11 protein-coding genes are annotated in these 14,480 nt (G+C 73.8%); 6 read left to right on the forward strand and 5 right to left on the reverse strand.

The genetic code is table 11. The features are described 5' to 3' along the window. Positions 1-29: 29 nt before the first annotated feature. A complete protein-coding gene (locus ABTY04_RS33775) occupies positions 30-833 on the reverse strand; it encodes a helix-turn-helix domain-containing protein (RefSeq protein WP_352217259.1) in 804 nt (267 codons plus the stop codon). Positions 834-969: 136 nt separating this feature from the next. Between ABTY04_RS33775 and ABTY04_RS33780 the strand changes: the two genes are divergently transcribed. Further along, entirely contained in the window at positions 970-2,010 is a 1,041-nt protein-coding gene (locus tag ABTY04_RS33780; protein ID WP_352217260.1) for a zinc-dependent alcohol dehydrogenase family protein, read from the forward strand. A gap of 36 nt (positions 2,011-2,046) precedes the next feature. On the opposite strand, the gene ABTY04_RS33785 is transcribed toward ABTY04_RS33780, so the two are convergent. The 3 genes from ABTY04_RS33785 to ABTY04_RS33795 form a co-directional block, all read right to left on the reverse strand. Continuing rightward, complete coding sequence (locus ABTY04_RS33785; protein WP_352217261.1) at positions 2,047-3,453, reverse strand: APC family permease; 1,407 nt, start codon at positions 3,451-3,453, stop codon at positions 2,047-2,049. Between the two features lie 328 nt (positions 3,454-3,781). Beyond that, positions 3,782-5,929 (reverse strand): SpoIIE family protein phosphatase, encoded by a 2,148-nt coding sequence (locus ABTY04_RS33790; RefSeq protein ID WP_502996771.1) that lies wholly within the window; start codon positions 5,927-5,929, stop codon positions 3,782-3,784. A gap of 91 nt (positions 5,930-6,020) precedes the next feature. Then, positions 6,021-7,448 (reverse strand): MFS transporter, encoded by a 1,428-nt coding sequence (locus tag ABTY04_RS33795; RefSeq protein WP_502996772.1) that lies wholly within the window; start codon positions 7,446-7,448, stop codon positions 6,021-6,023. A 211-nt stretch (positions 7,449-7,659) separates the two neighbouring features. Between ABTY04_RS33795 and ABTY04_RS33800 the strand changes: the two genes are divergently transcribed. Both ABTY04_RS33800 and ABTY04_RS33805 read left to right on the forward strand, forming a co-directional pair. Then, on the forward strand, positions 7,660-8,592 hold the full coding sequence (locus ABTY04_RS33800) for a LysR family transcriptional regulator (protein WP_352217263.1): 933 nt from the start codon (positions 7,660-7,662) through the stop codon (positions 8,590-8,592). A gap of 106 nt (positions 8,593-8,698) precedes the next feature. After that, positions 8,699-9,583, forward strand: a complete 885-nt coding sequence (locus ABTY04_RS33805; RefSeq protein WP_352217264.1) for a class I SAM-dependent methyltransferase — start codon at positions 8,699-8,701, stop codon at positions 9,581-9,583. Between the two features lie 69 nt (positions 9,584-9,652). On the opposite strand, the gene ABTY04_RS33810 is transcribed toward ABTY04_RS33805, so the two are convergent. Further along, the gene (locus tag ABTY04_RS33810) at positions 9,653-10,561 is read right to left on the reverse strand and encodes an alpha/beta hydrolase fold domain-containing protein (protein WP_352217265.1); all 909 of its coding nucleotides are present in this window, start codon (positions 10,559-10,561) and stop codon (positions 9,653-9,655) included. A gap of 214 nt (positions 10,562-10,775) precedes the next feature. Here ABTY04_RS33810 and tdh point away from each other — a divergent pair, with 214 nt between their 5' ends. The 3 genes from tdh (at position 10,776) to ABTY04_RS33825 (ending at position 14,181) form a co-directional block, all read left to right on the forward strand. Beyond that, the gene (tdh, locus tag ABTY04_RS33815) at positions 10,776-11,804 is read left to right on the forward strand and encodes an L-threonine 3-dehydrogenase (RefSeq protein WP_352217266.1); all 1,029 of its coding nucleotides are present in this window, start codon (positions 10,776-10,778) and stop codon (positions 11,802-11,804) included. 121 nt (positions 11,805-11,925) lie between these two features. Next, on the forward strand, positions 11,926-13,134 hold the full coding sequence (locus ABTY04_RS33820) for a glycine C-acetyltransferase (RefSeq protein WP_352217267.1): 1,209 nt from the start codon (positions 11,926-11,928) through the stop codon (positions 13,132-13,134). Between the two features lie 132 nt (positions 13,135-13,266). Next, entirely contained in the window at positions 13,267-14,181 is a 915-nt protein-coding gene (locus ABTY04_RS33825; RefSeq protein WP_352217268.1) for a LysR family transcriptional regulator, read from the forward strand. Positions 14,182-14,480 lie beyond the last annotated feature (299 nt).

A 14,480-nucleotide genomic window follows, 5' to 3' on the forward strand; every position in this document is an offset into this window, starting at 1 on the left:
CCCCCGCCGCCCGGGCTCGGCGCGGAGGGTCAGGCGGGGGCCGCCGGGGCCGCCTCCGCGCGGCGGCGCAGCAGGTCGGCGGTGGCGGCATCGGCCGGGAGGAAGGCCTCCAGGTGCAGCTCGGCCAGGGTGACGTCCACGGCCGTGGCGAACGACGTCAGCGTCGTCAGCAGCCGCAGCTCGCCGCCGGCCGTACGCAGCCTCAGCGGGACCGCGAAGCCCAGGTGGTCCGGTCCCGGAGGCGGGCTCGGAGGCAGGTATCCCGTCAACTCGGCGATGAGTGCTTCGAGTTCGGCGTCCGGATGGGCCGTGGCACGGGCCCGCAGGCCCTCCGTGATGTGCCGACCCCATGCCGCGAGGTTCACCACGCGCGGCGCCATACCCTCGGGGTGCAGCGCCAGCCGCAGCACGTTCACCGGCGGCGCGAGCAGATGCGCGGCCGCGCCTTCGGCCAGCACGCCGAACGCGGCGTTCGCCAGGACGAGTTCGCCCCGCGGACCGGCGACCACCGCCGGGTACGGCAGATGACCGGTCAGGATGGACCGCAGGGCCTCCATGGCCGGCTCGATCGAGGCGCCCTCACGCGGCGACTCGGCGTACGCCGGCGCGTAACCGGCGCTGAGCAGCATCGAGTTGCGCTCTCGCAGCGTCAGCCCGAGAGACTCGGACAGCCGGACCACCATCGCCCGCCCCGGCGACGAGCGGCCGCTCTCGATGAAGCTGAGGTGGCGCTGGGTGGTCCCGGCCAAGGTGGCCAGTTCGAGCTGGCTCATCCGGCGCAGCGCCCGCCGCCGGCGGACCTCACGGGCGAACGGGGTGGGTGCAGTGGCCATGTGCCCTTTCTAGCCGCCGCCGGCCGGACCCGGCGATTCCCTGGAGGGAATTGCCGGGCGTGTCCCCGGCCCCGGAGTCTGGGCACCGACCGCGGCGGCACGCCACGGCACCGACACGACAGACCCGGAGGACGGGATGCGCTCGTACCACCTGGAGGCATTCGGCGGCATCGAGGGAATCGCGCTGCGCGACGTGGCCGGACCCCGGCCGGAGCCGGCCGGCCCCACCGGCATCGTCGTCGCCGTCCGGGCCGCCTCCCTCAACAAGCGGGACCTGCTCATCCTCGACCAGCGCTACCCGCTGCCCGCCGCACCCGGCGTGGTCCCGCTCAGCGACGGCGCCGGCGAGGTGGTCGCCGTCGGGGAGGCGGTGACCCGGTTCGCGGTCGGTGACCGCGTGTCCTGCGCGTACTTCCCGCGCTGGCGCTCCGGCCGGATCACCCCGGACGCCTTCGACCAGCCCGGCTGCACCCTCGACGGGATGCTCACCGAGTACGCCGCCCTCGACGAGCAGTGGGCGGTCCGTGTCCCGGACCACCTGACCTGGGAGGAGGCGGCCGCTCTGCCCTGCGCCGGGGTCACCGCCTGGCACGCGCTGACCGGCGGCGAGCCACTGCGGCCCGGCCAGACCGTACTGACCCTCGGCACCGGCCCGGTCTCCCTCTTCGCCGTGCAGTTCGCGAAGCTGCTGGGATGCCGCGTCGTGTCGACCACCTCCAGCGCCGCCAAGGCGGACCGGCTCAAGGCACTCGGCGCCGACGAGGTCGTCGACTACCGGCAGAACCCCGACTGGAGCCGGGAGGTCCGGGAGCACACCGGCGGCCTCGGCGCCGACCTGGTGGTGGAGACGGGCGGCCCCGAGACCATCGAGCAGTCGGTGCGGGCGAGCGCCCTGTACGGGCAGATCGCCCTGCTGATCACCGGCAGCGCCGCCAAGGCCGGCATCGAGATCTCGCACGCGGCGTACGCATCGAGTCTCGCCACGATCCGCCGGGTGTTCGTGGGCAGCCGCACGCAGTTCGAGGACATGAACCGGGCGGTGGCCGCCCACGGGCTGCGCCCGGTCATCGACCGCGTCCACCCCTTCGAGGAGGCCAGGACCGCCTACCGCGAGTACGCGACGGCCGGGCCCTTCGGCAAGGTCGTCATCAGCATCGGCGGGGCCGGCGGGAAGTGAACCCGCCGGCCCCGCCGGTCCCGTCGCGTGACGGGGTCAGACAGTGGCGGACTCGGCGTCCTCCGGGATGCTGACCAGCCAGCGGGAGTCCTGCCGCGGCCGCAGGTACAGCACCCAGTAGAGCGTGGCCACGGCGGTGATCCCGCCGGTCCACAGCAGGTACTGGGTCTCCTGCTGGGTCAGGATGTACGCGAGGACGGCGATCAGCGCGATCGGCACCGCCGGCCACAGCGGCATCCGCCAGGCGGCCACGTCGCGGTGCGCCCCGCGCCGGGCGAACAGCGCGGCCACCGCGACCAGCAGGTACATGCCGGTCACCGAGACGCCGGTGACCCCGTACAGGGTGTCGAGGTTGACGAAGCACAGCGCCGCACCCGGGACGCCGACGAGGAGCGTGGCCACCCACGGGGAACCGAAGCGGCCGAGCTTGGACAGCGCGTGGTTGACCGGATCGGGCCACGCCTTGTCACGGGCGGAGGCGAAGAGCACGCGGGAGTTCTGGATCACCATGACGATGCCGGCGTTGATGATGGCGAGGGCGACGCAGAGGCTGACGAAGGTGCCGACCGCCGAGTTCGACCAGGCGGTGACCATGCCGCCGAGGTCGCCCTCGGTCAGCGCGGAGAGGTCGGGAGCGCCGACGGTGATCGCGATGACCGGGATCAGGATGACGGCCGTGGAGATCGCGAGGGTGGCGAGCACCGTGCGGGCGACGTTGCGCCGCGGGTTCTCCAGCTCCTCCGACAGGTAGACGGCGGTCGAGAAGCCCTGGGTGATGAACAGGGCGATGGCGAGCCCGGAGACGACCATCATCGCGGTCACCGTGGACGTGCCGCCGCCCTCGGCCGCGACCGTGCCGTGCACCAGCGCATCGGTGCCCCGCTCGCTGTGCGCGAAGCCGAGTACGGCGACCAGAGCGGCGGCCACGACCTCCAGCACCAGGAAGATGCCGGTGATCCAGGCGTTGGCCCGCAGGTCGAGGAGGCCGGCGAGGGTGGCGAGGAGCATCACGCCGCCGCCTGCCACAGGGGCCGGTATGTGCACGATCGGCGCGAGGTAGTCGGCCGTGCCCATGGCGATCACGGGCGGCACGATCATCACGACCAGCAGTGAGAGCACGAACACCAGCCAGCCGGCCAGCCGGCCCGACAGGGTCGACACCATCGCGTACTCGCCGCCGGCGCTGGGGATCAGGGTGCCGAGCTCCGAATAGCAGAACGCGACGCCGATGCAGAGCAGCGAGCCGATGGCGATCGTGAGGGCGGTCCACGTGCCGAGGCTGGCGAACAGGTCGGGCACGACCACGAACAGGGTCGAAGCGGGCGTCACGCACGAGAGCGTCAGCAGTGTGCCGCCGACGACGCCGATGGAACGCTTGAGCTTCTGGGGGACGGGCCCGGTGGCGGGGGCGAGGGCCTGAGGGGCACTGATCGTTTCAGACATCGGTGCGGGATTCCGATCGGCTGGTGCGGTGAACTGAGGTGCGGGAGCGGTATCGCCTCCGAGGCGGTGGTGAGCAGGGTGGTTCAGTGGCTCCCGGGCCGACATCGAATCCCTGCGAGATCCGCAGGTCAATAGCAGTTCTCCTGCGGATTCCATCGTTCCGACACGCTGCGGCAGCCTCGCGGAAGTGTTAAGACCGCGTAAACGCTGCACAGAGTCGGGGTGCGGGAACCGCAGCGCAGCGCGGGCAAATTTTCTTCCGCTTTGCCGACATGTGCCCGGGACGACACCACCTGCCCAAGGAGTGGACGCCCAAGGCCCCTCGGAGCTATGCGCTCGAAACGGCCGCCGGGCCCTTCGTCCGCGCGGCCAGCAGCAGGGCGATGTCGTCCGGCCGGTCCGCGGAATCACCCGCCTCGCCGACCAGCCGGTCGGCCATCTCCGTCAGCGGCGACGGCGGGGCCGCAGCCAGCGCCGCCCGCAGCCGCTCCACCCCGACGTCGATGTCCGCGCCCGCCTCCTCGACCAGCCCGTCCGTGTACAGGGCGAGCACCGAGCCCTCCGCCAGCCTCAGCTGCGTCACCGGATACGTCGCGCCGGCGTCGATGCCGAGGACCACCCCGCCCGGCAGGTCGAGCACCTCGGCCCGCCCGTCAGCGTGGCGCAGCAGCGGCTGCGGGTGCCCGGCCCGGACGGCCCGCGCCCGGCCCGACACCGGATCGAGCAGCACGTAGCAGCAGCTGGCGAACTGGCCGGGGTCGAGGTCGATCAGCAGCCGGTTGGTGCCCGCCACCACCTCGTCCGGCGAACTGCCGGCGATGGCGAAGGCGCGGACCGCGCTGCGCAGTTGGCCCATCGTCGCGGCCGCCGCCACCCCGTGCCCCTGGACGTCCCCGATCACCAGGGCCAGCAGGCAGTCGGTCGTCTCGACGACGTCGTACCAGTCGCCGCCCACGTCCATGCCCTGCGTGCCGGGCAGATAGCGGCCCACCGTGTCCACGTGCTGCCGCACTGGCAGCCGGTGCGGCAACAGCGCCGCCTGCAGCCCGCGGGCCATCGCCGCCTCGGAGTCGTAGCGCTGCGCCCGCTCCAGGGCCTGCGCGATCAGCCCGGCCAGCGCGGTCAGCACCGTGCGCTCCTCCGGGCTGAACCCGCGCGCCACGTCGAAGCCGAGGATGCACGAGCCCACCGGCCGGCCCGACGCGATCAGCGGCAGGAACGCGCGGGCCCCTATGTGGGCGTCCAGCGGGATTCCCGGATAGGCGGCGGCCAGGCGCTCCATCGACTCGAAGAACATCGGCCGGCCCGTGGTCAGCGTCTCCACGCCCGGCAGCCGGACATCGAGCGCCACCCCGTCGAACCGGTCCAGGAAGCCCTGCGGGAACCCCGTCTCCCACGCCAGATGCAGATGCCGCTCGTTGAGCAGGTAGATCGCCAGCTGGCGGCCGCCGAATGCGGGCAGCAGCTCCTGGGTGACCACCGCCGACACCTGGCGGGCCGTGACCGCCTCCGTCAGCGCGATCGCGAGGGCCACCGGCCGGTACAGCGCCGAGGCCCGGTCGGCCGGCGACCCCGGGCCCGTGCCCGGCCGGACCACCGCCCCGGGCGCGTAGGCGGGCGGCTCGGCCGCGCCGATCGTCACGGTCACCCCGTCCGGGCCCGGGTACAGGTCCACCGTCACCCAGTCCCGGTGCGGCTGCCGGCCGCGCCGGGCCTGGAAGCGCATCGGCTCCCCGGACATGAACACACCGCGGAAGTGCTCCTCGTACGCGGGCTGCCCGAGCCAGGGCACCGCCTCCCACACCACCCGACCGCGCAGCTCCGCCGCGCCCAGCCCCAGCAGGCCCGCGGCGGCATGGTTGACGTACCGGATCCTGCCCTCCCGGTCCACGGAGAGCAGCGCCAGCGTGAGCCGCTCCACGGCCTCGCGCGCGCCCTGCGCCGTGGCCGGCGGCGGTACGCACACCGGATCGCCCTTCCAGAGCACCGGATCCCCGGCCGTCGTGAGCGCGGCGAGTGCCTCGGCCAGCCCGTCCGCGGCGACGCGCAGCCGCTCCCGGTCGGCGGCGCCGACCGCGGCCCCCGGGGTCGCGGGGCGCAGGACGAACAGCACCCCGAACCGCTCCGTACCGGTGATGACGGGTTCGTACAGCGAGCCGAACGGGAACGGCAGCCCGGCCATCATCTGCGGGAAGCGCTGCATGGCCGCCTCCGCGTCGGGCAGGTGCACCGACTGTCCGGAGCGGTAGGCCTCGGCGACCGGGTACGGGCGGTTCACGTGCATCCGCCACCACGGGCGGAACAGCCGTCCGGGCAGCCCCGTGACCACGGCCAGCAGCAGCGGTCCTTCGGCGCCGGAGCGCAGGTACACCCCACCCGCAAACCCGCCGACGGCCTGCACCGCATCGACGGAGGCCCGTGCGAGTACCCGGGCCGTGGCGTCGCCGGCGGGGCCGCTGTCCGCTCTCGCCGTCACACAGTCAGCATGCGCCCAAAACGCCGGACGCTGCATCCCAGCGTCCGGCGCTTTCGGAGTCCGGTGGTTCCGGCGTTCCGGCGTTCCGGCGTCAGCGCGCGGCGTCAGCGCGCCGCTTTCCGGCCGCCGTGGCCCGCGTCCCGGCCGCGCCCCCGGCGCCCCGGTAGCCGACCACCACCGCGACCGCCGCCAGCACCAGCACCGCGGCCACCGTGGCGAGCGCGGCACCCATCGCGTCCGTGAAGGCACCGACCTGCGCCGGATCCCGCGGATCGCCCTGGAACCGGGAGGCCAGCACCGTGCCCGTCACCGCCACCCCCAGCGCGGCGCCGATCTCCCGGGCCGCGGTGTTCAGCCCGGACCCCAGCCCCGCCTGGTGCGCGGGCAGCTCCGCGACCACGGTCAGGGTCAGCGAAGGCGCGCACAGGCCCGTCCCGACCGACAGCACCAGCAGGTAGCAGGCGTACACGGCGTACGGGGTGTGCGCGTCGGCGGTGGAGACCAGCAGCAGCCCGGCCCCGATCAGGCCCAGCCCGGCGCCGACCGGGAGGCGCGGACCGGTCCGCTCCGCCAGCCGGGCGCCCAGCTTCGGCACGAGGGCCATGCCGACGGTGAGCGGGATGATCGCCAGCCCCGTCCGGGCGGGCGAGAAGCCCTTCGCGTACTGGAGGTACTGGGCGTTGACGAAGAAGAGGGAGAAGAGCGCGAAGAAGGCGGCGCCGATGCCGAGCGCCCCGGCGCGCAGCCTGCGCGAGGCGAAGATCCGCGGGTCCAGCAGCGGGCGGGCCGCACGCAGCGCATGGCCGGTGAAGACGGCGAGCAGGGCGATGCCGGCGCCGAAGGCGGTCAGCACCGCCGACGAGGTCCAGCCGTACGAGGGCCCCTCGATGATCCCGTAGACGACCGCGAGGAGCGTCCCGGCGAGCAGTAGCGCGCCCAAGGGGTCGACGGAGGCGTCGGACCGGGCCGGGGTGCGGGGGACCGTACGGGCGATGGTGAGCGCGAGCAGCGCGCCGAGCGGGACGACCGCCCAGAACAGGGCCCGCCAGGTCAGGTACTCCCCGGCCAGGCCGCCCCCGACGTTGCCCGCCAGGCCCCCGAGGCCGGCGGCCAGCGTCCAGGTCGCCAGCGCCTGGCCGCGGCGCTCGGGCGGGCTCAGGTGGACCAGGACGGACATGGTGGCGGGCATGATCAGGGCCGCACCGGCCCCGCACAGGCCGCGGCCGGCGATGAGCACCGCCGGGGTCGCGGCCAGCGCGCTGACCGCCGCGCCCGCGGCGAAGAGCCCGAGCCCGGCCAGCAGGGCGCCCTTGCGCCCGTACCGGTCGCCGAGCGCGCCGGCCGGGATCAGCAGTGCGGCGAAGACGATGACGTAGGCGTCGACCGCCCACACCAGCCCGCCCTGGGTCGGGTGCAGTTCGGACGCGGCGAGCTGCGGGATCAGCAGGTTGACGGCGGCGACCATGGCCTGCGCGACGAGCACGCAGGCACACAGGACGAGCAGCACGGGCCGGGTCAGGCCGGCGGGCGCCGGTGCGGCCGGATCTGCGGCGCCCGGTGCGGCGGCGGGTTCCGCGGCGTTCTGCTCGTGGGCATGGCGGAGCACGGCTCCTCCTCGGAGTCGGTGACGGTGAAGGGGTGTGGGGGAGAGGAGGCCGGCCGGTCATCCCCCGTCCCTCACCGTAGAGTCGGCATGACCTGCTTTCCAGTGCAAGCTTTGCAAGGGATGAATGCGTGTGACGCAATCCGGACTGGACCTCAACCTCCTCGTCGCCCTGGACGTGCTCCTGGAGGAGTCGAGCGTGTCCCGCGCGGCCGCCCGACTGCACCTGTCCGAGCCCGCCATGAGCCGGACCCTCGGCCGGATCCGCAAGGCCCTCGGCGATCCCTTGCTGGTACGCGCCGGACGGACCATGGTGCCGACCCCGCACGCCCTCGCCGTCCACGGCGAGGTCCGGGCCGTCGTGGAACGGGCCCGGGCACTCTTCCTGACCGGAGGACAGGTCGACCTGCCCACCCTCACCCGCACCTTCACCGTGCTGGCGCACGACGCCTTCGTCGCCACCAGCGGGGCCACCCTGTTCTCCCGGGTGGCCAGGGAAGCCCCCGGCGTACGGCTGCGCTTCCTGTCGGAGAGCCACGTCGACGTCCCGGCACTGCGCGAAGGTGTCGCCGACCTCGAACTCGGCGTCGTGGACAGCCCTTCCCCCGAAGTGCGCGTCGAGCACCTCTTCGACGAGCACATGCTGGGCGTCGCACGGGCCGGCCACCCGCTGCTGCGCGGCCGGATCACCCCGCGCCGGTTCGCCGCCGCCGAGCACCTCATCGTCTCCCGGCGCGGCCGGCTGGAGGGGCCGGTGGACGCGGCCCTCGCCGAACAGGGCCTGTCCCGGCGGGTGGTGGGCAGCGTCGGCTCCTACCCCGCCTCCCTGTTCGTCCTGCGCGAGAGCGACCTCGTCGGCCTGATCGCCTCGTCGGCCGGGCCGCTCGCCGCCGAGCTGGGTCTGGAGGCCTTCGAGGTGCCGCTCGACCTGCCGACCCTGCCCTTCGGCATCGCCTGGCACCCGCGCCACGACGCCGACCCGGCCCACGCCTGGCTGCGCGGCTGCGCCCGCGAACTGCTCCCCGCGGGCGCCAGTCGCCCCGTACGCCGTACGGACTGACCCGAACGCCTCCCCCGTCCGGGGGACCGGATGCCGCACGCGTCCTGCCGAGCCACGCTCCGGGGCACCATACGGACGCGTCCCACCCCGCCACGGAAGGCTGAGCATGCGGTTCCAGTACGACAGCATCGGCGAGCGCTTCGTGGAGTCGAAGACCACGCCGGCCTTCTCGGCGGCCGACACCCACACCCTGCTCGGGGCGCTCGACGCGCTCGGCGGGGTGCACGGACTCGACACCCTCGACCTGGCCTGCGGATACGGCTACAACACACGACTGCTGGCCCGTGGCGGGGCCCGGCGGGCCGTCGGGGTGGACAGCTCCGAGGAGGTGATCCGGCTGGCCCGCGCGCACGGGGTGACCGGCGCGGACGGCGCGGACGGCGCGGACGGCGCGGACCGCTCGGCGGGCGCGGCACGTGGGGCGGGCACGGCAGGCTCCGGCGCGGGGTCAGCCACCGGGACCACCGGGGCGGCCGCCGACGAGGCGGACACCGGCAAAGCCCCGTCCGCCGATGCCGCGTCCATCGAGTACGTGGTCGCCGACGCGGCCAGGCTGCCGCAGATGGGCCCCTTCGACCTGGCCACCGCCGTCTACCTGTTCAACTCCGCCACCGACCGGTCCGCCCTGCACGCCATGTTCCGCTCCATCCGCGCCAACCTGCGCGACGGCGGCCGCCTCCTCGCCATCGTGCCCAACGCCGGGGCGTACCCGAACGTCGACTGGTCGCCGTACGGGGTCCGGATCGTCGACCGCATCCACGAAGGCGATGCCCCACTGCTGAAGGCGCAGTTCCTGACCCAGCCCTCGGTGGACTTCGAGTTCCGTGAATGGGCGCATGCCGACTTCGCCGAGGCCGCCGTCGAGGCCGGCTTCTCCACGGTCGGCTGGCAGCCGAACCGGACGCCGCCCGCCGACGGCGTCCGCGACGAGGAGTACTGGACCGCCTACCGCGCCTGGCCGATCAGCTCGCTGATGACCTGCACGGCATGACGGCCCGCCCACCGGCCGGGCCGGCCGTACACCCGCCGGCGCCGGCGCCGACGGGTGTACGGCCGGCCGTCACTCGTCGGCGGCGGACCTGATCAGCTCCACGATCCGGTCCCGGGCCGCCCGCCCCTCCGGCACCGGCAGCAGCGGGTACCCGTGCGGCAGCCCCGGCTCCTCGTGGAACTCCACGTCGACCCCGTCCGCACGGGCCCGCCGCAACAGCTCCCGGCTGTCGGTGGTCAGCACGTCCCGGGTACCGGTGAACACCGTCAGCGGCGCCAGCCCCGCGAAGGTGCCGTGCAAGGGGCTCACCCGGGGGTCGTCCGTGGCCAGCGTGCCCGCGTACAGCCGGCCGGCCTCCAGCAGCCCCGGCCGGGCCTGCACCGGGTCGGCCGCCTCCAGGGCCGCCTGGTCCGGATGGCTCATGGTCAGGTCCAGCCAGGGCGAAATCAGCACGATCCGCGACGGCTGCACCCCGGTGCGGTCGCGCAGCCGCTGGGCGGCGGCCAGTGCCAGCCCGGCTCCCGCGGCGTCCCCGATGAGCACGGTGCCGCCCGCTCCGCCGCTCGCAATCAGACCGCTGAGCAGGTCCGCGGCTACCGGAACCGTCCGGTCGGCGGTCCCGCGCGGGGCCAGTATGTACGCCGGTACGACGACGCGGGCCTGCGCCTCCGTGACCAGGGTCCGGATCATCGACCAGTGCAGCCGGACCAGCTCGCTGATGTACCCGCCGCCGTGCACGTACAGCACCTGGGCCGCGGGCTCCGCCGTGCGCGGTGAGGCGTCGTACACCGGCCAGGCACCGACGAAGGTGCGGGAGACCTCGGCAACCCGGCCCAGGGAGCGCGGCGGCAGGTGCGACGCCGGCCGGCGGGCCGACTCGGCCACCTGTGCGCGCACCGCCTCGGCACTCGCGAACCGTCTTCGCCGCCCCGCCGCGATCAGCGCGACCGACAGCGCTCTGCTGCGCAGACTCGGCACGCCCCTCACCTCCCCATTCCCTGCCCCGGCCGGGGCCCCTGCCCAGGCCACAGCCCTTCACGGGAGGAGCATAGGCGTGAAGCTGGGCTGTCGACCCGCTTAAGAAATCCTCGATGGACTGATCACCTCCGCTCTCGGCAGATTGGTGCCTGTCGATACGTCGCACCCGCCCCCGTGGTTGCAACGTCCCCTCCGTATGCCTGGAGCCACCCCCATGAAGGCACTCGTCAAGCACAAGGCCGAGCCCGGGCTGTGGCTCATGGACGTCCCCGAGCCCGAGTACGGCCCCGGCGACGTGCTGATCAAGGTGCTGCGCACCGGCATCTGCGGCACGGACCTGCACATCCGCTCCTGGGACGGCTGGGCGCAGGGCGCGGTCAAGACCCCGCTCGTACTCGGCCACGAGTTCGTGGGCGAGGTCGCCGCGCTCGGCGCTGACGTCCGCGACATCGAGATCGGCGCGCTGGTCAGCGGCGAGGGCCACCTGGTGTGCGGCAAGTGCCGCAACTGCCTGGCCGGGCGCCGCCACCTGTGCCGCAGCACGGTCGGCCTCGGCGTCGGCCGCGACGGCGCCTTCGCCGAGTACGTCGTCCTGCCCGCGCAGAACGTGTGGGTGCACCGGACCGCAGTCGACCTGGACGTGGCGGCGATCTTCGACCCGTTCGGCAACGCGGTGCACACGGCGCTGTCGTTCCCGCTGGTCGGCGAGGACGTGCTGATCACCGGCGCCGGCCCGATCGGGATCATGGCGGCGGCCGTGGCCAAGCACGCCGGTGCACGCAACGTCGTCATCACCGACGTCAGCCCCGAGCGCCTTGAGATCGCCCGCAAGGCCGGCGCGACGCTCGCGCTCGACGTCTCGAAGGCGACGATCGCCGACGCACAGGCACAGCTGGGCCTGCGCGAGGGCTTCGACATCGGCCTGGAGATGTCCGGCCGTGGCGAGGCGATGCGCGACATGATCGACAACATGACGCACGGCGGCCGGATCGCCATGCTGGGCCTGCCCGCGCAGGAGTTCCCGGTCGACTGGGCGAAGGTCGTCACCTCGATGATCACGATCAAGGGCATCTACGGCCGCGAGATGTTCGAGACCTGGTACGCGATGACAGTGCTGCTGGAGGGCGGGCTCGACCTCAGCCCCGTCATCACCGGCCGCTACTCGCACCGCGACTTCGACGCCGCGTTCGACGAGGCGGCCACCGCCCGCAGCGGCAAGATCATTCTGGACTGGACGGCGTAACAGCCCCTCGTTCCACAGACCATTTCCCTCCGGCCGGGCCCCGCCCACCCTCCCCCTCCGCGGGGCCCGGCCCCCTCCTTCCTCTGCCACCGCCGCACCAGGAGAAAGCGAGCACCGCACGATGTTCGAGACCGTCCGCAAGGACCTGCGCACCACCCTCGACGAGATCCGCGCCGCAGGCCTGCACAAGCCGGAGCGTGTCATCGGCACCCCGCAGAGCGCGGCCGTCGCGGTGACCGCCGGCGGCGCCCCCGGTGAGGTCCTCAACTTCTGCGCCAACAACTACCTGGGCCTCGCCGACCACCCCGAGGTGGTCGCCGCCGCCAAGGACGCGCTCGACCGCTGGGGCTACGGCATGGCCTCGGTCCGCTTCATCTGCGGTACCCAGGAGGTGCACAAGGAGCTTGAGGCGCGGCTGTCCTCGTTCCTCGGCCAGGAGGACACGATTCTCTACTCCTCCTGCTTCGACGCCAACGGCGGCGTCTTCGAGACCCTCCTCGGCGCCGAGGACGCGGTGATCTCCGACGCACTCAACCACGCCTCGATCATCGACGGCATCCGGCTGTCCAAGGCCCGCCGCTTCCGCTACGCCAACCGCGACATGACCGAGCTCGAAGCCCGCCTGAAGGAGGCCACCGAGGGCGGTGCCCGCCGCAAGCTGATCGTCACCGACGGCGTCTTCTCCATGGACGGCTACGTCGCCCCGCTCGGCGAGATCTGCGACCTCGCCGAGCGCTACGACGCCATGGTCATGGTCGACGACTCGCACGCCGTCGGCTTCGTCGGCCCCGGCGGCCGCGGCACGCCGGAGCTGCACGGGGTCATGGACCGCGTCGACATCATCACCGGCACCCTCGGCAAGGCCCTCGGCGGCGCCTCCGGCGGCTACGTCGCGGCCCGCACCGAGATCGTCGAGCTGCTGCGCCAGCGCTCGCGCCCGTACCTCTTCTCCAACTCCCTCGCCCCGGTCATCGCCGCGGCCTCCCTGAAGGTCCTGGACCTGTTGGAGTCGGCCGGTGACCTGCGCGAGCAGCTCGCCGCCAACACCTCCCTCTTCCGCACGAAGATGACCGAGGCCGGCTTCGAGATCCTCCCCGGCGACCACGCCATCGCCCCGGTGATGATCGGCGACGCGGCGGAGGCCGCGAAGATGGCGGAGCTGCTGCTGGAGCGCGGCGTGTACGTGATCGGCTTCTCCTACCCGGTCGTCCCGATGGGCGCGGCGCGGATCCGCGTCCAGCTCTCGGCCGCCCACTCCACGGCCGACGTGGAGCGCGCGGTCGCCGCCTTCGTCGACGCCCGGTCCGCGCTCACGGCCTCCGGGGCCTGACGGGCCCGGACGCCCCGGCCGGACGGCAGGCCCGCCCGGCCGGGGCGTCCGGCTGACGGGGGCGGCTGACGTGGGCCGGCTGACGTGGGCCGGGCGGCCCGGGCAGCCTGCTTCACCTGCGAGAATGGTGGGGTGATCGACCCCCGCCGGCTGCGCATTCTGCGGGCCGTGGCGGACCACCGTACGGTGACCGCCGCGGCCGCAGCCCTGTACCTCACCCCCTCCGCCGTCTCCCAGCAACTCGCGGCACTGGAGCAGGAGACCGGGCACGTGCTGCTCACCCGCAGCGGCCGGGGCGTACGGCTGACCGCGGCCGGCGAGATCCTGCTCGGGCACGCCCACGAAGTCCTCGCCCAGCTGGAGCGCGCCGAAGCCGAACTCGCGGCCTACGCCGGCGGCGCGGCGGGGGAGGTGACGGTGGCCGCCTTCGCGACCGGCATCGCCGAGGTCCTCGCCCCGGCGATCGCCCGCCTGGCCCGGGAGCACCCGGGCCTTCGCCTGCGCGTCCGCGACGCGGAAGGCGACCAGAGCCTGCCACTGCTGCTCGACGGCGAGGCCGACCTCGCGCTGGCGGTCGAGTACCGCGGCGCCCCGGGTGCCGACGACGGCCGCCTCTCGGTGCTCCCGCTGTACGCGGAACCGTTCGATGCGGTGCTCCCCTCAGGACACCCCCTCGCCGACCTCCCCGAGGTCTCGCTGGCGGACCTCTCCGACTCGGACTGGGTGGGGCAGTATCCCGGAAACCCGTGCCACGACGTGACCCTGCTCGCCTGCGAACTGGCGGGCTTCCAGCCCCGGTTCGTGCACTCCTCGGACGACTTCCGGGCCGTGACGGCACTGGTGGGAGCCGGGGCGGGGGTGGCCCTGGTCCCGCGCTCGGCGCTGCGGGGCATGGACCTCAAGGAGGTCCAGGTCCGCCCGGTTTCGGGCTCGGCGCCCACCCGAAGGGTCTTCGCGGCAACCCGCCGCGGCGCGGAATCCCACCCCCTGATCGCCCCGATTCTGGCCGCCCTGGCCGAGGAAGCGACCAGACTGCCGACGCACTGAGCGGCGGGGGCGGCGAGGGCGGGCGTGGTGTGTCGCCCCGGGGGGCAGGGGCGACGGCGCCGCGGGCGGGGTTTGTCGATGCGGTGTCGGTGGTGTGAACCAGGACGTCAGAGGCCAGGGTCCGCCGATGCGGTGTCGGGAGGGCCGGGCGGGGGGTTGGGGTCGGGGTTCGTGTACTCGGGGTCGGTGGGGTGTCCGGGGGCTTCCCGCCAGTCCACTGTCCTTCCGGTTCGGTCCGGGCCGTCAAGGGCGCTCCTTCGTCGCGTCGCTTCGCGATGGCCTTCGGCCACCCTTGACTG

Source organism: Streptomyces sp. NPDC097981, assembly GCF_040302565.1.
In the GTDB taxonomy this organism is placed as follows: domain Bacteria; phylum Actinomycetota; class Actinomycetes; order Streptomycetales; family Streptomycetaceae; genus Streptomyces.

What these genes read in the sequence shown, in the direction of transcription:
- ABTY04_RS33775 (WP_352217259.1), bottom strand. Translation starts at nt 833, where the DNA reads ATGGCCACTGCACCCACCCCGTTCGCCCGTGAGGTCCGCCGGCGGCGG.
- ABTY04_RS33780 (WP_352217260.1), top strand. Translation starts at nt 970, where the DNA reads ATGCGCTCGTACCACCTGGAGGCATTCGGCGGCATCGAGGGAATCGCG.
- ABTY04_RS33785 (WP_352217261.1), bottom strand. Translation starts at nt 3,453, where the DNA reads ATGTCTGAAACGATCAGTGCCCCTCAGGCCCTCGCCCCCGCCACCGGG.
- ABTY04_RS33800 (WP_352217263.1), top strand. Translation starts at nt 7,660, where the DNA reads ATGCGTGTGACGCAATCCGGACTGGACCTCAACCTCCTCGTCGCCCTG.
- ABTY04_RS33805 (WP_352217264.1), top strand. Translation starts at nt 8,699, where the DNA reads ATGCGGTTCCAGTACGACAGCATCGGCGAGCGCTTCGTGGAGTCGAAG.
- tdh (WP_352217266.1), top strand. Translation starts at nt 10,776, where the DNA reads ATGAAGGCACTCGTCAAGCACAAGGCCGAGCCCGGGCTGTGGCTCATG.
- ABTY04_RS33820 (WP_352217267.1), top strand. Translation starts at nt 11,926, where the DNA reads ATGTTCGAGACCGTCCGCAAGGACCTGCGCACCACCCTCGACGAGATC.